At 45.1% G+C, this 22,904-nt stretch carries 21 protein-coding genes; 15 read left to right on the forward strand and 6 right to left on the reverse strand.

What is annotated here, in order from left to right; genetic code table 11:
* Nucleotides 1–302: 302 nt before the first annotated feature.
* Nucleotides 303–1,118, reverse strand: a complete 816-nt coding sequence (locus tag PFJ30894_RS02370; RefSeq protein ID WP_125668928.1) for a mechanosensitive ion channel family protein — start codon at nt 1,116–1,118, stop codon at nt 303–305.
* Between the two features lie 260 nt (nt 1,119–1,378).
* On the opposite strand from PFJ30894_RS02370, the gene ychF reads away from it, so the two are divergent.
* From ychF to PFJ30894_RS02395, 5 genes are all read left to right on the forward strand, one after another.
* Entirely contained in the window at nt 1,379–2,485 is a 1,107-nt protein-coding gene (gene ychF, locus PFJ30894_RS02375; protein WP_046430414.1) for a redox-regulated ATPase YchF, read from the forward strand.
* A 227-nt stretch (nt 2,486–2,712) separates the two neighbouring features.
* Entirely contained in the window at nt 2,713–3,267 is a 555-nt protein-coding gene (locus PFJ30894_RS02380) for a hypothetical protein (protein WP_021718778.1), read from the forward strand.
* A 145-nt stretch (nt 3,268–3,412) separates the two neighbouring features.
* Nucleotides 3,413–4,189 carry a histidinol-phosphatase HisJ family protein gene (locus tag PFJ30894_RS02385; RefSeq protein WP_125668929.1) on the forward strand — a complete coding sequence of 259 codons (777 nt, stop codon included), beginning with the start codon at nt 3,413–3,415 and terminating at the stop codon, nt 4,187–4,189.
* A gap of 5 nt (nt 4,190–4,194) precedes the next feature.
* Complete coding sequence (locus PFJ30894_RS02390; RefSeq protein WP_021718776.1) at nt 4,195–4,956, forward strand: fumarylacetoacetate hydrolase family protein; 762 nt, start codon at nt 4,195–4,197, stop codon at nt 4,954–4,956.
* A gap of 215 nt (nt 4,957–5,171) precedes the next feature.
* On the forward strand, nt 5,172–6,530 hold the full coding sequence (locus PFJ30894_RS02395) for an MATE family efflux transporter (protein WP_172602489.1): 1,359 nt from the start codon (nt 5,172–5,174) through the stop codon (nt 6,528–6,530).
* A gap of 36 nt (nt 6,531–6,566) precedes the next feature.
* Here the strand turns inward: PFJ30894_RS02395 and PFJ30894_RS02400 are convergent, their stop codons facing one another.
* Both PFJ30894_RS02400 and PFJ30894_RS02405 read right to left on the reverse strand, forming a co-directional pair.
* Nucleotides 6,567–9,728: an autotransporter family protein gene (locus tag PFJ30894_RS02400; protein ID WP_125668930.1), complete on the reverse strand. Its 3,162-nt coding sequence runs from the start codon at nt 9,726–9,728 to the stop codon at nt 6,567–6,569.
* Nucleotides 9,729–10,110: 382 nt separating this feature from the next.
* Nucleotides 10,111–10,317 (reverse strand): tautomerase family protein, encoded by a 207-nt coding sequence (locus PFJ30894_RS02405; protein WP_125668931.1) that lies wholly within the window; start codon nt 10,315–10,317, stop codon nt 10,111–10,113.
* A 415-nt stretch (nt 10,318–10,732) separates the two neighbouring features.
* On the opposite strand from PFJ30894_RS02405, the gene PFJ30894_RS02410 reads away from it, so the two are divergent.
* Genes PFJ30894_RS02410 through panD form a run of 4 tightly spaced genes read left to right on the forward strand, consistent with a single transcriptional unit; the run spans nt 10,733 to nt 13,716 of the window.
* A complete protein-coding gene (locus tag PFJ30894_RS02410; protein ID WP_167457006.1) occupies nt 10,733–11,605 on the forward strand; it encodes a Rossmann-like and DUF2520 domain-containing protein in 873 nt (290 codons plus the stop codon).
* Between the two features lie 18 nt (nt 11,606–11,623).
* Nucleotides 11,624–12,463 carry a 3-methyl-2-oxobutanoate hydroxymethyltransferase gene (gene panB, locus PFJ30894_RS02415; RefSeq protein ID WP_125668933.1) on the forward strand — a complete coding sequence of 280 codons (840 nt, stop codon included), beginning with the start codon at nt 11,624–11,626 and terminating at the stop codon, nt 12,461–12,463.
* Nucleotides 12,464–12,477: 14 nt separating this feature from the next.
* On the forward strand, nt 12,478–13,332 hold the full coding sequence (panC, locus tag PFJ30894_RS02420) for a pantoate--beta-alanine ligase (RefSeq protein ID WP_125668934.1): 855 nt from the start codon (nt 12,478–12,480) through the stop codon (nt 13,330–13,332).
* A complete protein-coding gene (gene panD / locus PFJ30894_RS02425) occupies nt 13,333–13,716 on the forward strand; it encodes an aspartate 1-decarboxylase (RefSeq protein WP_021718769.1) in 384 nt (127 codons plus the stop codon).
* Nucleotides 13,717–13,760: 44 nt separating this feature from the next.
* Here panD and PFJ30894_RS02430 read toward each other — a convergent pair whose 3' ends face one another.
* Genes PFJ30894_RS02430 through PFJ30894_RS02440 form a run of 3 tightly spaced genes read right to left on the reverse strand, consistent with a single transcriptional unit; the run spans nt 13,761 to nt 18,098 of the window.
* Nucleotides 13,761–16,085 (reverse strand): AAA family ATPase, encoded by a 2,325-nt coding sequence (locus PFJ30894_RS02430; protein WP_125668935.1) that lies wholly within the window; start codon nt 16,083–16,085, stop codon nt 13,761–13,763.
* A gap of 2 nt (nt 16,086–16,087) precedes the next feature.
* Entirely contained in the window at nt 16,088–17,230 is a 1,143-nt protein-coding gene (locus tag PFJ30894_RS02435) for an exonuclease SbcCD subunit D (RefSeq protein ID WP_125668936.1), read from the reverse strand.
* Nucleotides 17,231–17,243: 13 nt separating this feature from the next.
* On the reverse strand, nt 17,244–18,098 hold the full coding sequence (locus tag PFJ30894_RS02440) for a patatin-like phospholipase family protein (RefSeq protein ID WP_167457007.1): 855 nt from the start codon (nt 18,096–18,098) through the stop codon (nt 17,244–17,246).
* Between the two features lie 137 nt (nt 18,099–18,235).
* Between PFJ30894_RS02440 and PFJ30894_RS02445 the strand changes: the two genes are divergently transcribed.
* From PFJ30894_RS02445 to PFJ30894_RS02465, 6 genes are all read left to right on the forward strand, one after another.
* Entirely contained in the window at nt 18,236–19,210 is a 975-nt protein-coding gene (locus tag PFJ30894_RS02445; protein ID WP_125668938.1) for an asparaginase, read from the forward strand.
* A gap of 173 nt (nt 19,211–19,383) precedes the next feature.
* Complete coding sequence (locus PFJ30894_RS02450) at nt 19,384–19,824, forward strand: HutP family protein (RefSeq protein WP_021718764.1); 441 nt, start codon at nt 19,384–19,386, stop codon at nt 19,822–19,824.
* A gap of 399 nt (nt 19,825–20,223) precedes the next feature.
* Nucleotides 20,224–20,355 (forward strand): hypothetical protein, encoded by a 132-nt coding sequence (locus tag PFJ30894_RS12000; RefSeq protein ID WP_021718763.1) that lies wholly within the window; start codon nt 20,224–20,226, stop codon nt 20,353–20,355.
* An 8-nt stretch (nt 20,356–20,363) separates the two neighbouring features.
* The gene (gene madB / locus PFJ30894_RS02455; protein WP_046430447.1) at nt 20,364–21,569 is read left to right on the forward strand and encodes a Na+-transporting malonate decarboxylase, carboxybiotin decarboxylase subunit; all 1,206 of its coding nucleotides are present in this window, start codon (nt 20,364–20,366) and stop codon (nt 21,567–21,569) included.
* A gap of 22 nt (nt 21,570–21,591) precedes the next feature.
* A complete protein-coding gene (locus PFJ30894_RS02460; protein WP_125668939.1) occupies nt 21,592–22,362 on the forward strand; it encodes a biotin--[acetyl-CoA-carboxylase] ligase in 771 nt (256 codons plus the stop codon).
* A 27-nt stretch (nt 22,363–22,389) separates the two neighbouring features.
* Complete coding sequence (locus tag PFJ30894_RS02465) at nt 22,390–22,827, forward strand: HutP family protein (protein ID WP_113077591.1); 438 nt, start codon at nt 22,390–22,392, stop codon at nt 22,825–22,827.
* Nucleotides 22,828–22,904: the final 77 nt, after the last annotated feature.

The raw sequence follows: 22,904 nt of genomic DNA on the forward strand, positions 1-22,904 counted from the left end.
AGAGAGAGGTGAAGATAAATGACAGCCGCAACCTTTAATGCTTGTTTGAGTTTAGCAGTATTGGGTGTATTAACCTTTGCCTGCTGGCGTAAATACAGAATCTGTCTGCATACTAACGTACATAAATAAAGCGGTATCCGTGATAGGAAGTGAACCTGATGGTTGATTTGCTGGTGGTGCTGTTTTTTCCGGCAGTACTGACGGTATTGCTGAGCATAGCAGAGCTGCGCATTAAATATGCAGAAAAATAACTCCTGAATAAAATAAAAGAGCACTTCTAAACAGAAGTGCTCTTTTATTTTTTATTTATCTTCCTGCATATAGATATTCATACCTGGAACAGCGCCTTTGACGCCATTGGCGGCATAAGCTTTGCTGATGTTTTCCAGCAGGTCAAAATATACATTCCAGTAATCGGAGCCCTGGGCCCAAACACGGATCGTATATTCTACGGCATATTCTTTATAACCGGAAAGCCTGATAAATGGCTCAGGATCATTCAGAGTATTGTCCGTAGCTGCAACTGCCTCGGTCAGAGCTTTTTTTACAGTGGCAATATCGTTATTATAGCCGGCGCGGATCACAATATCGACGCGGCGTACCGGTTCCGAGGAAAAGTTAGTGATTTTTCCGCCGGCGATCTCACTGTTCGGTACGAAAATATCTTTGTTGTCGACAGTGATGATTTTGGTGCAGAGCATGGAAATTTCTTTAACTGTACCTTCGATACCAGCTGCGGCAACATAATCGCCTGCTTTGAATGGTTTGGTGATCAGCAGCATGATACCATTGGAAAGATTGGATAAAGCGCCCTGTACAGAAAGTGAAACAGCTAAACCCAACATACCTAAAACGGCCAGCAGTGAAGCAATAGGAATACCGATACTTTCAGCAACGATGCATACAGCGACAAAATTGAGCACTACTCTGATAACAGTGCGTAGAAAACCGCGCAGCGTCAAATCTACGTTCAGTTTATCCAGCAGTCTTTCTATTGGACCCATCAATGCTTTGATTACTGCGTGGCAGACAAGAAAAATGACAAGTGCGGAAATAATGTTGCCAACAGTCAGTTTACCGACTGAAAAATTAAGGATTTCCTGAATCGTTTCCATCATATAAACAGCTCCTTTTCATACTTGTTTATACAAACAAGCTAAAATATATTATTATTATAACATAAAATAATGTAATTAAATATCTTTAAATGAGAATTTAATAATTTACTGCAAAAATATATACTGTAGAAATATAAATAAATATGGGCTGAAAACAACTAATAAAAGCAATGGCATAATCTCCGCCGCAGTAATGATATTGCATAAAAACTGTCTTTGAGGTAAAATAAAGTATTACTAATAGATGAGGAGCGATCAGAGTGAGTACCAATTTAGAAGTAGGGATAGTAGGTTTGCCTAATGTCGGCAAAAGCACCCTGTTCAATGCTATTACCAAAGCGGGAGCAGAGGCTGCCAACTATCCTTTTTGTACTATAGAACCTAATGTAGGTGTTGTTGATGTGCCTGATAAACGCTTGTCTGTTTTGGGAGAAATGGTCAAAGCAAAAAAAATCGTACCTGCGGCAATGCGCTTTGTAGATATAGCCGGGCTTGTTAAAGGCGCGTCTAAGGGTGAAGGCCTGGGTAACAAATTTTTGGCGCATATCCGTGAGGTTGATGCCGTTGCACAGGTCGTACGTTGCTTTGAAGATGGAAATATCACTCATGTCGAGGGCAGTATCGATCCTCTGCGTGACATTGAGATCATCAATACAGAGCTGTGCCTGGCAGATATGGAATCGGTTGAAAAACGCCAGGAAAGACTGGTGAAGCTTTTAAAGACTGGTGATAAAAAGGTGCCAATCGAAAAGGCTGTTCTGGATAAAGTCTTGGCAGGACTCAGCGAGGCAGTGCCGGCACGCCGTCTGGGGCTGACTGAAGATGAGCTGGAATTTTTGAAAGAACTGCATCTTTTGACTATGAAGCCTGTTTTATATGTAGCCAATGTCAGTGAAGAGGAAGTTGCCGACGCATCTGCCAATCCGCATGTGCAGGCTGTTGTAAAGTATGCGGCCGGTGAGGGTGCAGAAGTGATTACCGTATCGGCGAAGATGGAATCGGAGATCGCCGAACTGCCGGATGAAGAAGCGCAGGAATTTTTGGCGATGGCCGGATTAGAAGAAGCAGGGCTTGATCGCCTGATCAAAGCCGGATTTAAACTTTTAGGGCTGATGACCTATATTACTGCCGGCGAAATAGAAGTACGTGCCTGGACGATCGTACGTGGAACTAAAGCGCCGCAGGCAGCAGGCAAGATCCATACAGATTTCGAACGCGGCTTTATCCGTGCGGAAATCGTTTCCTATAATGATCTGGTTGAGTGCGGGAGTAAAGCGGCTGCCCGCGATAAAGGGCTGGTTCGGCTTGAAGGTAAGGAATACGTGATGCAGGATGGCGACGTAGTCGAATTTCGTTTTAACGTTTGATTTGCAGACTCTTTTGGACGGTTTTAATAAGCGGTCCAAAAGAGTTTTATTTATATCACGTTATAAATTTTCACAAATGTTTATGAACCGGAAATATTTTTGAAGTGCAGATAAAAGTATGCTATAATAATTGCAAATTATCCATCTGATGATATTTACAAATGATTGAGAAACTTTAACAGTTATTTGTAAATATTCAGACGAACTCGGTTAAAGGAGCGATTCTAATGAAAAAATTATTGTTAGTTATTTCCATGTTGATTTTTGCAATGCTCATGACTGCCTGTGGTGGCAGCAGTAAAAGTGTTTTCACTGAGCCCGGCGCTATCGGGAAAATTATGGGCGAGCTGCAGAATAAAGATGGTTTAAAAGGACAGGAGCTTAAGGTATTTCAGGATATTACGATTGTTTCAGGAAAAGATTACGGCGGTAATTTTATTTCTATCAATATCCTTAAACCAGGAACCAAAGAAGATGTCGATCATTATGAATACCGCAACGGGAGCTGGAGCGGCCCATCTGCTGTAAAGATTACCGGCAGCGGTAATATGGAAGATAATCTGATCGCTTTGCAAGCATTAAATATGGACAAAATTCCTGAGATGTATAAAGCCTTCCAGGAAAAAGTAAGTGATAAAAAAGATGTAAAAGTCAAAGAATCGTTAGTGTATCGTTTTTGGAAAGGCGATTGGACCGTCATGATGGACGCAGAGAGCGACAGAGAAGCATACAGCGCAGAATTCGATTTAAATGGTAAAATGATTGATTTTAAAAAACGTTGATAAAAAAACTCCTTAACAGAATTTTTTCTGTTAAGGAGTTTTTTAATACCGGTTAAATATTGTGAAAAATAGTTTTAAATAGTTTTTCTAGTTGCTTTTTCAAGCCTATTTGATACAATATAAACTACGAAAGGATGGCCAGAATATGATTTTTGACACACATATGCATTGTGATTATTCCTGCGATAGTCATATGAAAATTGCCGAGGCCGTCGCTGCGGCAAAGCAGCAGAATATTGGCATCGTTATCACTGAGCACTGGGACGATGATTATCCGACGAATCCGAGTGCATTTATGTTTGATGTAGACGAATATTTTGAACGGTTTGGCCCTTATCGCAGTGACAAAGTGCTTTTGGGAATCGAGATCGGAATGCAGAAGCAGACAACAGCTGCAGATGAAGCTTTGGCTGGGAAATATCCCTTTGACTATGTGCTGGCATCCATGCATTGCATTAATGGCCGCGATCTGTATGAAGAACGCTGTTATGAAGGGCTGGCAAAAGTTGAAGCTGTACGTGAATTTCTGATAGATACACTGGCTAATTTGGAGCGGCATAATAATTTTGACGCTTTTGCCCATATTGATTATATGTGCCGGTATATGCCTTACGCAGATAAAGAACTGATTCTGGGAGAAGCGCCGGAACTTTTTGATCAGGTTTTTAAGCTGCTGATAGCAAAAGAAAAACCACTGGAGATCAATACCCGCCGGTTGGATGATGCTGGAGCTATGGCTTCATTACTGGCGGTGTACAGACGTTATGCACAGCTGGGAGGTAAATATGCGGTGATCGGCAGCGATGCCCATTATAAAGAGCATGTAGGGCGCCGCATGAGAGAAGCGCTTAGTTTAGCAGATGAGGCAGGCCTGGAGCCTGTATATTTTAGAGAACGCAAGATGCGGAAGATGAGGAGTTAAAATTTATGAGATGCGTACGTTTTGAAGAACAGGGCCGTGCCAGGATTGGTTTTATCGACGGTGATGTTATCCGCGCTGTCTATGGCAGTATTGATACTTATTGGCGGATGACAGATGAGGTTTTTCCTTTGGCTGGCGCTAAACTTTTGGCTCCATGTGTGCCGAAGCAGATTATTTGTGTCGGTTTCAATTATCGTGACCATGCAAGAGAATTTCATGTGGACGTACCTAAGGAGCCTGCGCTTTTTACTAAAGCTGCGCATACTGTTATCGGTAACGACGGCAAAATCATTTATCCGCGTCAGAGCCATGAGGTAGTTTATGAGGCTGAGTTAGGCGTTGTTATCAAAAAGCGGATGAAAGACGTAGCTCCGGAAGATGTGCCGGATTATATTTTAGGGTATACCTGCGCTAATGATGTTACAGCACGGGATCTGCAGTTGTCGGACGTACAGTGGCTGCGCAGTAAATCTTTTGATACTTTTTGCCCATTGGGGCCCTGGCTGGAAACTGATCTTGATCCTACAGATCTGTCGATCAAATTGTATTTGAACGGACAGCTTAAGCAGAATGGGCGCACCAGCGACATGGTATATAATCCCTATGAGATATTAAGCTATATTTCGCAAAGTATGACACTGGATGCCGGCGATCTGATTCTGACCGGTACGCCTATGGGTTGCGGTCCAATGCTGCCTGGAGATGAAGTTGTCGTAGAGATCGAGGGTATCGGCAAGCTGCGTAATGAAGTGGTAAAAGGATACTGAAATAAATAAAAAGGACGCTGCGGCGTCCTTTTTTATTGTTTGAAGAGGCAGTGAATTGACAGAAAAAAATTTGTCTTGTTAAGATATTTGAATCAGTAAAAAAAGAGATTTGATTTATTTGTGAATTCATCCTGAAGATGAATTGCAAATATTTGAAATAAATGTTAAAATTAAGTTCTGACTGATCAGTCAGGAAATGGTTGGGTGGTGTTTTTATGGTAAGGAATATGACAGAGGGAGATCCGCTGAAGCTGATCCTTCCTTTTATGGTACCGCTTTTGATCGGTAATGTCTTTCAGCAATTATATAATATAGCAGATATCATCATTGTAGGACGGACGATAGGGGTCAACGCACTGGCGGCAGTTGGGGCTACAGCGCCTCTGTTCATGATGCTGGTTGTGCTGACGATGGGTTTGTCTAATGGGTTCACGGTGGTTACGGGCCAGCGGTACGGCGCCGGTGATCTTGACGGTGTGCGCCGCAGTGTGGCGATGAGCACGATGCTGAGTTTGTTTTTTGTTTTGATAATGATGCTTATAGCAACATTTGCCCTTGATCCGGCTTTAGCGGCGATGAACGTTCCTGAGGAGTTGTTTGAAGATGCTAAAAGTTATGTTTTGATCATCAGTCATGGTATTATCGCCATGATGGGATATAATCTTCTGGCAGGCATTTTGCGTTCTCTGGGCGACAGTAAAACACCGTTATATTTTTTGATTATCGCAACGATCCTGAATATTTTTCTGGCGCTGCTGTTTATTATTCAGTTCGGCTGGGGCGTGCCTGGTTCAGCAGTAGCGTTGGTTATTGCGCAGGGCTTTTCCGCGCTGCTGTGTATTGTTTATATTGTCAAAAAATTTCCGATCCTGCGTCTGCAAAAGCAGGACTGGCATTTTGATTGGAATTTTGCCTGGGAGCATCTGCGTATGGGCCTGCCAATGGCGGTGCAGTTTTCAGTGTTGGGGCTTGGTATGATTTTCATTCAGGCTGTTTGTAATAAGTTCGGTCCGACTACGATCGCAGCTTTCACTTCCGCAATGCGGATCGAACAGCTGGCCTTGCAGCCGATGATTTCTTTTGGCTTGTCGATGGCGGTTTTCAGCGCGCAGAATTTTGGCGCTCATCGGTTTGATAGGATCCGCGAGGGTGTAAAAAAATGTTCGTTGCTGGCTCTGTGTTTTAGTTTATTTGCCGCTGTTATTATGTATTTCTTCGGCCGCGAAATGATCAGTATTTTTATCAGCGAAGCTAATGAACAGGTTTTATCGCAGGCGCAGCAGTATCTGCATCTCAGCGTGCCGTTTTATTTTTTCCTCAGTCAGATTTTTATCTATCGTAATGCCGTACAGGGTATGGGTATTGCGATGATACCTATGTTCAGCGGTATCGTAGAGCTGATACTGCGTACTTCTGCCGCAGTATATCTGACCGAATATTTTGGTTACAGCGGCATTTGTTACGCCAGTCCGATTGCCTGGCTGGGTTCGTCGTTATTTCTCTTTGCGAGTTATCATTATTTCATCAGGCTGCTGGAGGATTCATATAAACAGCATGCTGGTATAAACGGCTAAAAAGAAAAACTCCCGGAAAACCGGGAGTTTTTCTTTTTAGAATAGATACTCCAAAGACAGCATACCTTGGAAAGAACTGTAAGAATTACTGCCAAAACGTCCGCTGAGATCAGCAGAGATGAACCAGTCTTTATTGAATTCTTTTTCATAACCGAGACGAAGTTCGCCAAGATTTTTGTTACCGTCTTGAGAAATACTGTCACCAAGAGAAGAAATAGTGTAATTATTAGAATTGTGGAGCCAGTTTACCTCGGTAAAGAAAGAATCTTTTTTTGTCGAAGCTGTATTCTGTTCACTTAACCAACGCAGTCCCAAACGTGTTTGAAGATTGGCTTCATTGCCAAAAGCGATAGTACTGCCATTATTTTCAGTATACGTATCATTATTAAGCTTGGTATAGGTAAGCTGAAGCTTAGGCTGCCAAGAATAAGTACGCCGATCTGTTTCTTTGTAATTTATGGATTTACCGATTTCTGCCGAAAGTCCCCAGCCGTTGGTATCATAGCTTTCTTTGCTTAGTCCGGCACCATTGACTTCGTTATCAAACCAGCCATATTGGAACCAGGTATCAGCATACCAGCCGCTTCTGTCATGTGCGTTTTCAAACCAGCTGCCATAGACACCTAATAAAAATCCATCGACAGAACCTTTGGAATCACGGTTGGCGAAACTGGCTGAAGTCGTCTGGCTGCCATTGCCATAAGCTGCCATTATGCCGAACAGCTGCTGTTCACCTTTATCACTGACTTCATTATAAAGATCAGTGCCCATGCGCAGTTTGTATAGATTGGCATTACCGTGGATCTGATCGTTGCTGAAATCCTGTTTCGTACGGGTATAGCTGTTTATGATCCAGATATTAGGGCCATCTTCCTGATTGTTTTGATGCTGCAGATGCGTTTCACGATCATAAAGGCGGAGATCGAACATAGAACCGGCTAAGGCCATGTTTCCCAGATATGAACCTGTTTCAGGACGATAGACAGGGGCAGTAGTAGGCGCATAGGATGTTAAGTACCAATCACTTTCAGTACCTTGATTGCCGCCTTTGACGAGTGAATATTCATATAAGCCACCGACCAGGGGATTAGACTTGATGAAATTACCATCAGAATTCCCGAGAACTTCAATGACCTTGATACCCTGAGCGGTCTGTGCGCCACTGCCACCGATATTTTTAAAATTGATATAGGTTGTGCCTGAAGTGTCACCGCCGATGATCATTTTATCAGTTGCAGAATCGTCTTTGCCCAAGACGACATTCATATGCAGCTGGCCATTGTCGCCGCTGTAGTTTCCCGCCACATATAAATTTTTGAAATTTTCAGCCTTTTGAGCTTCGAGAAGCTCATTATCGTTGTTCCAGTCCAGATGACCAAATTTAATAACTGAATTATTCAGGGACAGATCAGTAACAAAGTTGCCTTCTGCTTCAGATCCCTGCCATAAATTTTTTGCAGAAGCGTTTTGGGTCATATTCCAGGTACTGTTATCCGTCAGAGCAAGATCAAGCCTGCTGCTTTTACCGGTACTGTCTATTGTATAATCTGTAAAAATAGCACCGTTCAGAACAGTGTTTTTAGAAGTATTGACAGTAATATTACTGGCAACAAGATCCGGATTAGTTGTCGTTTGACCGCCATAGGTAATATGGATCAAGTCTTTATTACTGGAATCATGAGCGGTTGCTGTACTGTTTACCAAGTTTAAAGTAGCGTCCTTGACTGCATCCGCGACATTGATAATGTCACTGTAATTAGTACCGCCAGGATTGCTGGCACGTTGATGCCCGTCAGTGGTTATTTCCTGGCCATGTGAACCTATCTGTATCAGGTGGCCGGTATAGACACCGTCACTGTCACTGGTGCTGGCAACTCCGTCATTAGTGATATCAGTATTTTCCAAATGGATGATTTGCTTACCGGCAGCCATATTATTACCGGTCTTATCAGTGGAGTTGCCCAGAGCTGAAGAATATTTTACGGCTGTGGAGCTGGCGTGGATTTTACTGCGTTCAAGCTGTCCATCGACAGCAAACATATTGAATCCAGCCCCATCTCCTGCTATTTTGATGCCATAAGCTTTTTCATGATCTACTTTTATATCTGCAGTACCATAGAGGTTGACCTCCGATGATCCGTATTTACTTCCCAGATGTTTTTCTGCAGCTTGATTTGTTGCAGCCAGAGTACCGATAACAATACCATGTTGATGATTGCGGCCGCTGGTTTCGATAGTAGTTTTGAAATTACTGCTTTGAGTACTGTTGATATCTATTCTGCCGCCGCCAATGGCGATAATACCGGATTCGTGATTGCCTCCTGTACGGATATCAAGCTCACCGCCCTCATAGCCAAGTACTTCTATCTGCCCGAAATTGCCTGTTTCCAGTGCCGTAGCTCCTGGTCTGCCGGCACCGTCATTTCTATTGAAGCTGCCTCCAAGAAAAGTTATTTTAGCCTGTTCGTTAATGTCTTTAGCAGGATCGCCGTTGGCTAAGAACATTCTGCCATTGCTGTAGCCGGTTCCGTCTATTTCCACTCGGTCAAAATTGATTCTCCCTGTCCCGTTGGCAACTACCATCCAGCGCTGACTGCTGCTTGCTGCTTTAAATAAGGCTGACTGGTCATCGCTTTTACCATTGGAAAAAGTTATAGAAGCTCCATCCTGAGCGGCTACAATGCGGCTCTGACTTACTTTGACAGTTGTCGTGTCACCGGTTACATGTATTTCACCATTGTTGTAAGCAAAAAATGCTGATTCAGAATTTTTATAGTTTGTGGATTTGGAGGTAATAGAATTATCGGTACCGCTGAGGATTATTTTACTGCCGCTGCCGTTAGCAACAATTCCAGAATAACCTACTCCTGTAGAATAGGTATCGCCTAAACCGACCGTGGCATTTAAACTGCCATTAACAGTAAGCTGACCGCCGCTGCTGGCGGTGAGGGATTCGCTGCTGTTTACACCGTTGACGGTTGTTGCACCGGCGGTGACAGAAACCTGAGCGCCATTAGAAACTTTGATACTGTTGATAGTATCGGTATGTGTGATAGGATCATAAGTGTCTGTGCCATCTGCAGTGTATTTGCCGTCTGTAACAGGTACCGGTGCAGCCATTACGTTAGTTCCGTAAAAGGTGCAGTGCGCTGCAAGGAGCGCCAAAAGTATTGCTTGACGTTTCTTGTTGCTGTACATAATTGGGTCCTCCTTAAGAATAAAACAATAGAAGATAAAAATAATAAAACAATTATTGCAATAAAGAATTTTAAATCCTATAAGTTAAAATAATTATATTTTGCAAAAATGTACTGTGTCAAGCATTTATAGATTATATATCTATACAGTTTAATCGAGGAAAAGGAAATAATACTGTGTTTTTAGAAGAAAGCGCAGGGTATTACTCCGGGTAATTTGAAATTACAATAGCTGATAAAAAGTCGGCTATATTTAAAATATTAAGAATAAAACTGAAAAATTAGAAATTAAAATGCAGACTAATATTAGTCTGCAAATGAATAAAATAAAGAAATATAAAAAACGCCGTTATCTAAATGATAACGGCGTTAAAATAGTGCTTTTAGTTGTTTCTTTTCCGGATCTCGGTAACAGAAATGCCTCCGATGCCCCAATTATCAGTATCGACTTCATCGATAACGACAACAGTAGTCTTTTTGTTTTTACCGAGCACGTCGTGCAGCAGATTGGTAGCACCTTCTATCAGGGCTTGTTTTTTCTCTGGTGTCACGTTGCCTTCACGGGTGATTTTAATATTTACGTAGGGCATAACAAAGACCTCCTTTTTTCTTTCAGTATAGCATGAAAGAATGAAAAACAACAGGAATTTTAAAGTGGGTGATATCATGAGTACGCTGTGTTTCCACGGTGCTTTTTACAAAATATACAGGCAGGGACCTAAAGAAAGGTTTTTTTGTAAAGTAAGGTAAAAAACGCTTGTCAAGGCCGGAGTGCTTGTGCTATTATAGCGGTGACCGTAAATGGCCGGGCAGTATCTTTGTGAGCTGTACCATAAGCCGCAGGTCTTAATTTAAAATCAGTCATTAATCGCTTGGATCAGTAATGACCGGGACGAGACGCAATAACAAGGCCTTTTTATAAGTATTTTTGCGCTCTCCCGGCGGGAGTGCGTTTTTTATTTTACTGCCTTGGTTATGCTCTCAAGCGAAGAAAGGGAGGGAACCATGAAAATAGGCATCATTGGGCTGGGTAAGGTTGGCAGTGCTTTTTTGAAAGCCTGTGCAGTAACTGCTGCTTTACAGGTAGTCAGCGTCAAAGCGGGTCGATCGCCGAAAAGTTGTGCGAGGCTGGCGGGCATGGGTGACTTTCAGATTACTTCAGTCGGGGCAGAGGTGCTGGCGGCTGCTGATGTAGTTTTGCTGGCAGTTCCGGACGGGCAGATCGCGGCAGCAGCTGAAACACTGGCTGCGGAAGTCGGTACTGCCGGGCGGAGGGATATTCTGTCAAAGAAGGTGTGCCTGCATTGCAGCGGTTCTTTGGGGTTGGACCCTTTGGCGGCGCTTTCTGCCTTGGGGATCCACTGCGGCAGTCTGCATCCATTGCAGAGCTTTGCCGGAGGCAGCGCTAGATTTAAAGATATCGGCATGGCTGTTGATGGTGATAATGAAGCACAGCAAGCTGCCTGTTATCTGGCCGAAGCGCTTCAGGCATATCCATTCAGAGTTCCTGAAGCGGAGCGCAGTGCCTATCATGCGGCTGCTTGTTTTTGTTCTAATTATCTTGTGACAATAACTGCGATAGCACAGCAACTGTTTGAACGCTGGACACCTGACAAGGCAAGGGCTTTGCAGTTTTTGCTGCCGCTGCTGGATGGGACTGTCAGTAATCTGCATCAGACTTCGTTGGCCCGCAAGGCATTGACCGGGCCGATTGCCCGCGGTGATGTAGGCACTGTAGCAGGACATCTGAAAATTCTGCCGGAGGAACTGCAGCTGGTTTATCGGGAACTGGCACTTCAGACTATGCGTCTGGCGAGTGAAAACGGCAGTATCGATGAAGCGAAAGCAAAAAGTTTACAAGAACTATTGAAAGCTTGACAGTAAAGGAGTAAAACCATGAATAAAAAAGCAATAACCACATCGACTATCAAAGCAATGAAACAGCAGGGTGAACCGATAACGATGGTTACAGCATACGACGTTGCGATGGCCCGTAATGTTAATGAAGCCGGTGTTGAGATGATTCTGGTAGGTGATTCTGTTGGTAATGTGATGTTGGGTTACGGTTCTACTGTGCCCGTAACGATGGAAGAGATGCTTCATCATACCAAAGCAGTGATGCGCGCCTGCGGGCCGGCACTGGTTGTCGCTGACATGCCTTTTATGAGCTATCAGGCCAGCATTGCTGACGGTCTTTATAATGCGGCCCGCTTTTTAAAGGAAACTGGCTGCACGGCAGTAAAACTGGAAGGCGGCAGTGAAATCTGTGAACTGGTACAAAAAATGGTTGCCGCAGGCATTCCCGTGGTCGGACACATTGGTCTGACGCCGCAGTCTGTCAATCAAATGGGTGGCTTTAAAGTGCAGGGCAAGGATGTAGACGCAGCGCAGAAATTGCTGGATGATGCTAAAGCGTTAGAGGCAGCAGGAGCCTTTGCTATTGTGCTGGAATGTGTGCCGGCTGCTTTGGCTGCAAAGGTGACTGCTGAACTGAAAACAGCGGCAACTATTGGTATCGGAGCCGGAAATTCCTGTGATGGGCAGGTACTGGTCTGTAATGATCTGCTGGGATTTTCGGACGGGTTCTGTCCGAAATTTGCCAAAAAATACAGCGATCTGCACGGAAGTATTGTCAGCGCAGTGCAGCAATACATCAGGGAAGTTAAGGAGCGCAGTTTTCCTGCGCCGGAGCATACGTTTAAAATAGATGATGAAGTTTTAGAGAAATTATATTGAGAGGAAGCCTTAAAATGAAACTTTGCCAAACGACAGCAGATTTACAGGAAGAGGTAGCTTTAGCAAAGGCAGCGGGTAAAAGCATCGGTCTGGTACCGACTATGGGGGCTCTGCATGAAGGGCATGGTTCACTCATTGCTGCCGCACGTAAAGAGAATGAGCTGGTGATAGTCAGTGTTTTTGTCAATCCGACACAGTTTGGGGCGGGGGAGGATCTGGAAGCCTATCCGCGCACTTTGGAAGCAGATTGTATATTGGCAGGGAAAATGGGGGCCGATATCGTTTTTGCCCCTGCGGCTAAAGAAATGTATCCCAGTGCCGATATGACCTGGGTAGAGGTAACAGGTGATATTACAAAGGTTTTATGCGGCCGCAGCCGTCCCATACATTTTCGTGGCGTGACTACTGTTGTCAGCAAGCTGTTCAATCTGGCACAGCCTGACAGGGCGTATTTTGGGCAGAAGGACGCGCAGCAGGTACAGGTTATCAAACGAATGGTCAAAGATCTGTTTTTTAACGTTCAGCTGCGGATTATGCCGATCGTACGTGAGGCTGACGGCTTGGCTAAAAGTTCGCGTAATACTTATTTGAGCCAGGAAGAACGCACAGCCGGTTTGATTTTATCAAAAAGCCTGCGTTATGCGGAAGAACTTTTTAAGCAGGGTGAGCGTGACAGCAGTAGAATTGCAGCTGAAACTGCCAAGCTGATCGGTTCAGAGCCGTTGAGTGAGATTGACTATGTAGAAATTTATGAGCTGCCCGATCTGAAACCTGTTGCAGGTGATATTACCGGTTCGTGCCTATTGGCAGTAGCAGTGCGTTTTGGGACTACGCGGCTGATCGATAATGTGATTTTGGAGGTTGAATAAATGCTTTTGAATATGTTTCATGGAAAAATCCACCGTGCTACGGTGACAGAAGCCTGTCTAGAATATATGGGCAGTATTACCATTGATTCCGAGCTGTTGGAACTTTCCGGCATCATGCCGGGCGAGCGGGTACAGATCGTTGATAATAATAATGGCAGCCGCCTGGAAACCTATGTTATTGCAGGGGAACGCGGCAGCGGTGTGATTTGCCTTAATGGCGCTGCGGCACGCAAGGTCGTAGTGGGTGATACAGTGATCATTATCGCTTATGCGCTGATGACGCCTGAAGAGGCGGCAGGTTTTGAACCAAAGGTAGTTATGGTAGATGAAAATAACCGCCCTGTTAATGTGCGCGGAACAGAAAAAGAACGCGAAATAGGTTAATAAAAAACCTCCGTAAGCATTTGCCTGCGGAGGTTTTTGTTATGTTAGACGTGAAAAACAGCAGTACTGCCACGTTGGCCGGGGATTACTTCCAATCGGGCTGAAATGCGTTCGCGCAGCTCGCTGACGTGGGAAATGATTCCTACCAGACGCCCGCCTTTCTGCAGATCGGTAAGCGTGCGGATAGCCATATCCAGGGCTTCGGAGTCAAGCGTGCCAAAACCTTCATCGACCAGAATGGTATCAAGGCGGATACCTCCCGCATAGGCCTGTACTACATCGGAAAGCCCTAAGGCCAGCGAGAGTGAAGCCAGAAACAGTTCTCCGCCGCTAAGTGTTTTGACAGGACGGGCAACGCCTGTAAAGCTGTCGGTAACTTCAATGTTCAAACCGTTTTCCCTTCTGGCATCCAGAACATCACCGGTACGTGATAAACTGTAACGGCCACGGCTCATAGAGGTTAAACGCAGATTGGCGGCCTGCAGTACGTCGTCTAAAATAGCCTGCAAAACAAATGCGGAAAAGGTAAGTCTTGAGGGATTATTGCCTCTTGCGGTTTCTGCCAGAGAGGCTGCTGTTTGATAGGCATCCTGTAAAGTGCCCATCTTTTTTTCCAATTCCTGCAGCTGGAGCTGTGCTTTTTGCAGATCAGAAAGCTCTTTGGCGGTTACTGCCGTTTGAGCTGTCAGCTGACGGTAGAGAGCGTCTGCCTGCTGTTCCGCTGCTTTGCAGGCACTGAGTTCTGGCTCGGTCTTACCGTTGACGGCATTTTGAGCGCGTTGCAGGCGGTCTGTTGCTGCGGCCAGATTTTGTTCATAGGCGGCGATGGTCTGCTGCAGTTGTTTTCGCGTACTTTCAGTACGCAAAGCGGCAAGAAAGGCTGTCTGTGATTCAAAGTCTGAAGCGTCCAGGCGTTCTTTAAAATGTTCGCGCAGAGCGCTGAATTCTTTGGCAGCATTTACAGAAGCCGCCTGGTTTGCTTTCAGAGTAGCTTCGCAGCCTGCCAGATGCAGCTGAGCCTGCTGATAGCTTTGCTGCAGCAGCTGTAAGCTCTGGACCTGTCTGGTAATCGTCTGTGTTTTCAACTGCAGCTCAGATTTCTGGGCCGCAGTTATTGTAGCCGGGTGCGGATGCTGCAAAGCTCCGCAGACAGGACACGGTTCATTGTCAACGAGAGCCGCGGCCAGACGTTCTAATTCAGAAGTGACACCGGATAATTTAGCGGCTTCGCTGTGGAGCTGCAGGATCCGCTGGTTCAAAAGCTCCAGCGCTTTATCCAGGTTCGCAGTATCCTTGATACTTTGACCGTCAAGCTGTTGTAATTGTTCTGAAAGCTTTTGGTGCAGTTCCTGCAGCTTTGCTTGCGCCGCTGCTGTTGCCTGTTGAGCGCTTTGTTCGGCTGACAGACATTCCTGGTTGTGTTTATGTGCGCGCAGGGTAGAGTTGTAAATTTCTTCCAGCAGTGCGGCTTTATCAGCCTGTGCTGCTTCAGTTTTTGCAGTTTCAACAGCGCTGCGCTGTTCTGTCAAAGTTAAGAAAGCCGTTCGTGCTGCAGTTGCTTCCGCAAAAGCATTATGCAGCTCCTGAGCCTGCTGCAATTGCAGTTTTGCTGCTGCAAGCTGTGCGGAAGCAGTCTGCAGTGCAGCCGTTTCTTCCTTTTGCCGCTGCAGAAATATTTGTATGTCAGCAAGAAGCTGGTCGTTGTTTTCACATTCGGTACTGTTCAAAATAAACTGTTGTTGTTGTTTAAGTGCTTTATAATCGTTGTCGATAGCAGTGCTGCGTTCTGCCAGCAGTGCTTCGATACGCCGGTACAGCTCGGTTTTGAAGATCGTTTCCAGAATCGCCTTGCGGTCTTTCGATTCAGCGATCAGAAACCGTCGGAATTCTCCCTGGGGCAACAAAACTATTTGACGGAACTGTTCCGCTTTAAACCCAATAAGTTCTGTAATTTTTTTGGTCACTTCGTCACTTTTTGCGGCCAGCGGTTCCTTGCTGCCGTCAGTAAGGATTTTAAAAAGGGCGGCGGCTGCCGGTACCTTTCGAGTGCCCTCGCCGCGTTGCTTTTTTAATTCCTGCTCGGGAGATCTCAGTACCTGATAGATATATTCCCCGCTTTTAAAGGTAAATTCTACTTCGGTTTTTTGTTCGGCGGGAGCGTAGTCGCTGCGCAGGTTTTTACTTTCGCGCAGATCGCCGCTGGCGCTGCCGTATAAAGCGAAGCTGATCGCATCTAAAATAGTAGTTTTACCGGAACCGGTCGGTCCGTGGATCAGGAAAAAGTTTTTATCTCCTAAAAGCGTGAAGTCAATAATTTGCTCACCGGCATAAGCACCAAAGGCCTGCATGGTAAGTTGTAATGGTTTCATGCTCAGGCCTGCCTTTCTGTCTGCACTTCGCTGTTAATAATGTCCGATAAAAGGGATTTTTCACTGTCAGTGAGCTGACGATTGTTGACTTGTGTAAAAAAAGCTTCAAAAAGCTCGGCGGTACCAAGCTTTTTATGATTTACTGCGGCAGTGTCCGCATCGCGGCCAGTATGCAGCCGTGCGTATTCTAAATGCAGGATATTGGGGTAGACCTGCTCCAGCCGGTATTTGGCATCCAGTATCGGCTGTTCGTCAGTCAGGGTTACCTGCAGATAACAATCATATAATTCCGGCTGCGGCTTGCTGACTAATTCAGAAAAACTGCCGCGCAGACAGGCCAGTTCCCGGCGAGGCTTGAGCTGTACTGTTTCAACAGTAATACTGCCGTCTGCGGCCATATCTACAATATGTACGCCCTTGGACTGCTGGACTTCATTAAAAGAATATTTGAGCAGGGAACCGCTGTAACGTACCTTGCTGCTGCCGTTCTGGCAGGCGTGCAGATGTCCTAAAGCCGCATAATTAAACGGGGCAAAGCAGTCGATGCCTACGGTGGTTGCTCCGCCGATAGCCAAAGGGCGTTCGCTGTCCGGAGATTCCTGCGCTCCTGTCAGAAAGACATGCGCCAGCGCAACCTTACGCGCTGTATCAGGGATCTGTCTTAACTGGTTGCTTATCTGCCAGCGAACAACATCTTCGTGTGTTTTTAAAGGCTGCCGGAGCAGTTCGGACGCTGCCAGGGGCTCGCCATAAGTCAGTGGTGCAAAATAAACTGGCCCGTAGGTATCATATAATACAACGGGCTGGGTAGAAGGGCTGACTGGCCCGGTGATATAAAGCTTGTTCTGAGATAACAGGCTTTGACCGAAGCCGAGACGGTCGGCATTATCGTGATTGCCGGCGATCATAATGACATTTTTGCCGGCCGCCTGGACTAAACGGCGCAGAACCTCGTCCAGCAGGGTCACTGCCTGTGTCGGCGGTACGGCGCGGTCATAAATGTCGCCGGCGATCAGGACGGCGTCAACATTACTTTCTTTGACCAGGGCGATTAATTCTTCCAGTACTATAGCCTGATCGTCGGTCATATGTAAGCCGTGAAAAATACGGCCCAGGTGCCAGTCGGAAGTATGTAAAAAACGCATGGTTCCTCCTTTATTACTTACGATAAAGCTGCATGATTTCGTGAAATTTTGCTAATCCGCATTCGATACCGTGATCGTGCAGCTTTAAAAGCTGCTGCGGTTTCTGGTCCAGTCTGCCGATCTTTAAAGGTACGGTTGGACGGATGATAACGGCCTTGCCGTCCTGTTCCAGTTGTTCGGCAAAAGCAAGCTGGTCATTATATAGGTCAGGACGTCTGGCCATGGTTTCCCATAATTTAGGATAGTGTTTATAGACGAGGCGCAGCAGATATTGCGGTACCGGGTGTTTTTTACGGTAACCGGCATTACGGGTAAGTACGATAACGAATTTCTGATAACCGTCAGCAATGGATTTGCTGATAGGTATGGGCTCTACTATAGCTCCGTCTAATAATTTATGGCCGCCGATGGTGACGACAGGAGCAAAAAAGGGCAATGAAGCGGATGCGCGCAGCGGCAGAAAATCTTTATCCATATCGCCCTGGGTATACCAGACAGGCTTGCCTGTGATAACATCGGTCGTGCCGACATAAAGCTGTCCGGGATATTTACGAAAAGCTTCATAGTCAAAAGGCAGCAGATTCTGCGGCAGTTCTTTGAGAATGAAGTCAAAACCAAAAAGTGAACGGGTCCTGAGCCAGTTGCTCAGGCTGCAGTAACGTTTATCACCAACAAAATTTTGAATGACACGTCTGGTACGCAGCGGCTGCTGTGACATATAGGAAACAATATTGCAGGCACCTGCAGAAACGCCGACAATATGCGGGAAAATAAGTTCTTTCTGCATGAATGCTTCAAAAACTCCGGCGGAAAACATGCCCCGCATACCGCCGCCTTCCAAAACCAGGCTGATACCGCTTACTATCATACATGACACCTCGTAATCAATGATATAAATATTATACACCATTTGTAATGCCAGCGGGAATTTGGGTGGCAGGAAATTGTCTGCCGGCGGCTGATATGTTATGATGAAGTAAATAATGATGCAAGGAAGGTGCGAGCATGAAAAAAGTTGTTGTAATGACTACAGGCGGTACTATTGCCATGAAATATGATCCTGTGACGCAGGGCCTGATCCCGGCTGTCAGTGGTGATGATTTGATCGAAGCCGTCCCGGCACTGCGGGAGATTGCCGAAGTTGAGGTAGTTGAATTTTCCAATGTGCCCAGCGGTCACATAACACCGCAGATGATGTTTGATTTGGCAAAAATGGCTGATCGGTATGCAGAGCGGGAAGACGTCAGCGGCATTGTTGTGACCCACGGGACAGATACACTGGAAGAAACAGCTTATATGTTAGGTTTGGCAGTAAAAACGAACAAGCCTATCTGTCTTACAGGAGCCATGCGCGGCGCTTCAGAAACAGGACCGGACGGACCGGCAAATATCCTGGCGGCAGTAATGGTCGCTGCCAGCGATGAAGCCTTGGGCAAAGGCGCATTACTTATTTTTAACGATGAGATACATGCTGCTGCAGAAGTTACCAAAACGCATACTACGTCCTGTGCTACATTTCATTCGCCGGGCTGGGGTCCTATAGGGCATATTTATTTTGACAGAGTGGTTTTTCGACGTCAGCCGCTGAATCTTGAAAAAATCTGTCCGGCAGTGCTGGCAGAAGATGTCTGTTTGCTGAAAACCTATGCGGGGATGGATGCGTATTTATTTAAAATGCTGGCGGAAAAGCCGGTACAGGGATTGGTAGTTGAAGCTTTAGGCTGCGGGAATGTGCCGCCGGCAGTTAAGGAAGGGATCGAATATGTGCGGAGCAGGGATATTCCTGTAGTTTTGGCTTCACGTGTTCATACGGGGCGTGTAGTTCCGGCGTACAGTTATTTTGGCAGCGCCAGGTCAATGGAAGCAAGTAAGATCATTCTGGGCGGGGAATTAACAGGACAGAAAGCCAGAATAAAGCTGATGCTGGCTTTGGGACTGACGAAGGATAATGAGGAACTGCGCAGATTTTTTGATAACTGAGCGGAATTTGCAGTTAAATGGAAAACGATAACTAATAATTAAAAAACTTTGCGTTTATGCTTAAAATTGGTGTAAACGCAAAGTTCTTTGTTTTTTTGGAACAGAAATTTGTGATGTGGGGGGGTACATGTTATAATAATCGTACTTGAAAAGTAGAAAGAGAGGGTGCAGAGATGAAGGAGCAACATGATATTTTGACGGGTATGCTGAATTGTACCGAGGCTGCATCAATTTTGTTAGCAATGACGACATCACTGGCCGATGAAAATGCTTTAAAAGAGCTGTTACAGAAACAAGGTTACAAATTTGCTGTTACGGAACTTGGCGGCGATGCATCTAAAAGCGAATTTAGAGAAAAAATGACACGGTCAATTATTGGAGCCTGTCTCAACTGTAGTGTTATTTCAAAAACTGCGCAGGAGATACATGCGGTATTACATGCAGCAGCTGATGCAAAATCTGGTTATTCCCAGAACCTGCTTCAGGCCAATATTTCGTGTAAGGTTGCGATTGTAAGAGGAAATGGATGGATTGCCGTAACTTTTTATGGAGATTCAGCGGCGCATTATATCACTAATCATAAACGCATGGGTTTTGGCATTATGCATATATAGAAAAGTTTGAAAATATTTAACAAATAATTGACAAATCGATTTTTTGTGTTATTATAAAAGCGTAGAGAATATGAGAGCTTTACCAAGAGAGTATTTGAGAGTTTTCAAAATAGTTTATTACAACTGCATAGTGGTGACGGAGTGATAGTGATTCTATTACTTCGTCTTTTTATTTTTAAGCATGTTTCGATGACGGACAAGGCTCCGGTAAAAACCGGTTAGGATAAAGTCTTGTGAGTGTGCGAGTGTTTGGCATTAATTTTCCTGATTGGCAATTGCAAAGTGGTGAAAGAGAGATGGAGATGATTCTGTTTCTCTATTTTTTTTACCATAATTTGGTTATCCGGAAACCGACAGTTGATACGCCAGGAAAGAAAAGTTTGAAAGGGGTTTGAAGCAATGAATGTTTATGCGTATGCAGGATTTTCTTACTTGTTCACTGCGGCTATTTCGTTGTTTATGATTGGCGTAGTGGTATTGCTCAATAAATTGATGGGCAATAATAATTCTAATGGAGAAGGGATGGAATAACGATGGAAATGAGTCTGGTCGCAACATTGTTTCCTGGTATTGCCAGTTTATTTGTGCAAGATCCTGTAATCGCCTGTGCGCGTATTTTTATGATAATTTTCGGTTTTATTCTGGCTTATCTGGGCTTTAAGAGAACCTTAGAGCCTTTGATCATGGTACCGATGGGTGTTGGTATGATTTGTATCAACTGCGGCGTACTTTTTTTAGACGGCGGTAAGCTTGGCACTTTGTTTTTGGATCCGCTCGTTTCAGAACCGGGCGCATTGATGAATATCATGCAGATCAATTTTTTGCAGCCGATCTATAATTTGACCTTCAGCAACAGTCTGGTAGCCTGTCTGGTTTTTATGGGCATTGGGGCTATGTGTGAAATTGGTTTTATTTTGGCTAATCCGTGGACTTCCATCATTATTGCTATTTTTGCCGAAGCAGGTACCTTTGTTACGCTTATTCTGGGTGTGAATCTTGGATTGACTCCACCGGAAGCTGCTGCTGTAGCTTCGATCGGCGGTGCTGATGGGCCGATGGTTCTGTTTACTTCCTTGATGCTGGCTCCGGAACTGTTCGTCCCGATTTCCGTTATTGCTTATCTTTATTTAAGCCTGACTTATGCAGGCTATCCGACATTAGTAAAAATGCTGGTGCCTAAAAAATATCGTGGTATCGATATCATTTTTGATGCTCCTGAAATTCCGAAAACCAAAAAATTTATTTTTATTTTAGTATGCTGTGCTTTGTTATGTATTTTATTGCCGATGGCGGCGCCGTTGATCATGTCCTTCTTCCTGGGTATGACGATCAAAGAAGCTGAAATCGTTCCGTATCAGGATCTGCTGGAAAACGTTATCCTTTATGCTGCTACTTTGATGCTGGGTCTTTTGCTTGGCACTTTATGCGAAGCCTCTACCCTGCTTAATCCCAAAGTTGCACCGCTGATCATTCTTGGTGTGGTAGCTTTGGCAGTATCAGGTGCTGTTGGTGTTTTAGGCGGCTGGATAGTTTACAAATTCAAAAAAGGAAATTTCAATCCTGTTGTTGGTATTGCCGGTATTTCCTGTGTGCCGACTACTGCTAAAATCGCTCAGCATATAGCTGAAGATGAAGATCCGTTCGCCGTAATAATGCCGGTGGCAATGGGGGCTAATATCGGCGGCGTTATCGTCTCGGCAATTGCCTGCGGCGTCTTCATTTCGACGATCCACCTGGTTAAGTAAAATTTGAGACGGGGCAATAAAGATGGTAGAAATAAAGAAGATACTGCACAATAAAATATATTATTATGAGCAGTTGGATTCTACTAATCTGAAAGCGCTGGAGCTTGCAAAGCAGGGGGCAGCAGAAGGTACAATTGTTATTGCCACAAGGCAGACTGCCGGACGAGGACGAATGCGGCGGAAATGGGAATCACCGGAGGGGAAGGGATTGTGGTTTTCCATGATCCTCAGACCAACGATAGCTGCCGAATACTGTGCCCAAATAACGCTGCTGACAGCCGTTGCTGCGGTGAAAGCTTTGCAGGTGCTAACTGATAAAAAATTTTCTATAAAATGGCCCAACGATATCATGCTGGACGGTAAAAAAGTCTGTGGTATTTTAGCAGAAATGGCACTGACTGCTGATGGCAGTATCGAGTACGCCGTTGTTGGCATTGGTATCAACATAAATATGTCTTCTGAAGATTTCGGAGCCCAGCTAGAAGCTACAGCCACTTCTCTTTATCTGGCAACGGGCATCGAATACGAGCATGAACAGGTCCTCAAGGCGTTTCTGGATGAATTCGATCTGCTTTACTCTCACTGGCACTGCTGCGGTTTTGCTTTGATCAGGCAGGACTGGCTGGACTACAGCTGTACACTGGGTCATAAGGTTACAGTAAGGGATAATGATACAGAGATTTATTCCGGAGTGGCGGAAGACATGGATGATTATGGGAGTTTGCTTGTACGAAATGCTGCGGGAAAAATCGAAAGCTTCGATTTTGGTGAAATAAGCATCCGTAGCTGCTGAGGTTGCAGTAAAGGGAGGGACTGAGAGATGGAAGCGTTTTTACAGGGTGAAAGTGTTAAAAGCGTAGGCGTAGCGGCAATGCTGCTGGCGCTAACACGTACGCTGAAGGACGAGGAAACGGCTAAAAGAGCGCTGACTGAAGTTGGTCATAAATTTGTAGTGACAGAGGTCGGCGGAAAAACTTCTTATGATGATTTTCACGAAAAGGTGAACAGGGCCGTAATTGGGGCCAGTCTCAATTCTGGAATCATTGAAAAGACGGCTAATGATATTCACGCTTTGATTCACGCTACGGAGGAAGCTAAAAAAGGTATTTTAGTCAGCGTTTCTTCTAGTGCCAGTCTGGCGCTGAAAATAGCGGTTGTACGTGATGATGGCTGGCTGGCGGTGGCATTGTTCGGTAAATCGGCACTGCATTATATGACTAATCATGAACGGGCCGGTTTGGGAGTTATGCATATATAGATCCGGGTGAAAGTAAATAGTGGTGAATGAGAGAATGAAGGCGCAGTTTGCAGCTGTGCTTTGTTCTCTCTTTTTTT

The sequence above is a fragment of the Phascolarctobacterium faecium genome (assembly GCF_003945365.1).
GTDB classification, from domain to species: domain Bacteria; phylum Bacillota; class Negativicutes; order Acidaminococcales; family Acidaminococcaceae; genus Phascolarctobacterium; species Phascolarctobacterium faecium.

Excerpts from the sequence above, each read along its gene's own strand:
- PFJ30894_RS02370 (WP_125668928.1), bottom strand. The coding sequence starts at position 1,118 with ATGATGGAAACGATTCAGGAAATCCTTAATTTTTCAGTCGGTAAACTG.
- PFJ30894_RS02380 (WP_021718778.1), top strand. The coding sequence starts at position 2,713 with ATGAAAAAATTATTGTTAGTTATTTCCATGTTGATTTTTGCAATGCTC.
- PFJ30894_RS02385 (WP_125668929.1), top strand. The coding sequence starts at position 3,413 with ATGATTTTTGACACACATATGCATTGTGATTATTCCTGCGATAGTCAT.
- PFJ30894_RS02390 (WP_021718776.1), top strand. The coding sequence starts at position 4,195 with ATGAGATGCGTACGTTTTGAAGAACAGGGCCGTGCCAGGATTGGTTTT.
- PFJ30894_RS02395 (WP_172602489.1), top strand. The coding sequence starts at position 5,172 with ATGGTAAGGAATATGACAGAGGGAGATCCGCTGAAGCTGATCCTTCCT.
- PFJ30894_RS02400 (WP_125668930.1), bottom strand. The coding sequence starts at position 9,728 with ATGTACAGCAACAAGAAACGTCAAGCAATACTTTTGGCGCTCCTTGCA.
- PFJ30894_RS02405 (WP_125668931.1), bottom strand. The coding sequence starts at position 10,317 with ATGCCCTACGTAAATATTAAAATCACCCGTGAAGGCAACGTGACACCA.
- PFJ30894_RS02410 (WP_167457006.1), top strand. The coding sequence starts at position 10,733 with ATGAAAATAGGCATCATTGGGCTGGGTAAGGTTGGCAGTGCTTTTTTG.
- panB (WP_125668933.1), top strand. The coding sequence starts at position 11,624 with ATGAATAAAAAAGCAATAACCACATCGACTATCAAAGCAATGAAACAG.
- panC (WP_125668934.1), top strand. The coding sequence starts at position 12,478 with ATGAAACTTTGCCAAACGACAGCAGATTTACAGGAAGAGGTAGCTTTA.
- panD (WP_021718769.1), top strand. The coding sequence starts at position 13,333 with ATGCTTTTGAATATGTTTCATGGAAAAATCCACCGTGCTACGGTGACA.
- PFJ30894_RS02430 (WP_125668935.1), bottom strand. The coding sequence starts at position 16,085 with ATGAAACCATTACAACTTACCATGCAGGCCTTTGGTGCTTATGCCGGT.
- PFJ30894_RS02435 (WP_125668936.1), bottom strand. The coding sequence starts at position 17,230 with ATGCGTTTTTTACATACTTCCGACTGGCACCTGGGCCGTATTTTTCAC.
- PFJ30894_RS02440 (WP_167457007.1), bottom strand. The coding sequence starts at position 18,098 with ATGATAGTAAGCGGTATCAGCCTGGTTTTGGAAGGCGGCGGTATGCGG.
- PFJ30894_RS02445 (WP_125668938.1), top strand. The coding sequence starts at position 18,236 with ATGAAAAAAGTTGTTGTAATGACTACAGGCGGTACTATTGCCATGAAA.
- PFJ30894_RS02450 (WP_021718764.1), top strand. The coding sequence starts at position 19,384 with ATGAAGGAGCAACATGATATTTTGACGGGTATGCTGAATTGTACCGAG.
- PFJ30894_RS12000 (WP_021718763.1), top strand. The coding sequence starts at position 20,224 with ATGAATGTTTATGCGTATGCAGGATTTTCTTACTTGTTCACTGCGGCT.
- madB (WP_046430447.1), top strand. The coding sequence starts at position 20,364 with ATGAGTCTGGTCGCAACATTGTTTCCTGGTATTGCCAGTTTATTTGTG.
- PFJ30894_RS02460 (WP_125668939.1), top strand. The coding sequence starts at position 21,592 with ATGGTAGAAATAAAGAAGATACTGCACAATAAAATATATTATTATGAG.
- PFJ30894_RS02465 (WP_113077591.1), top strand. The coding sequence starts at position 22,390 with ATGGAAGCGTTTTTACAGGGTGAAAGTGTTAAAAGCGTAGGCGTAGCG.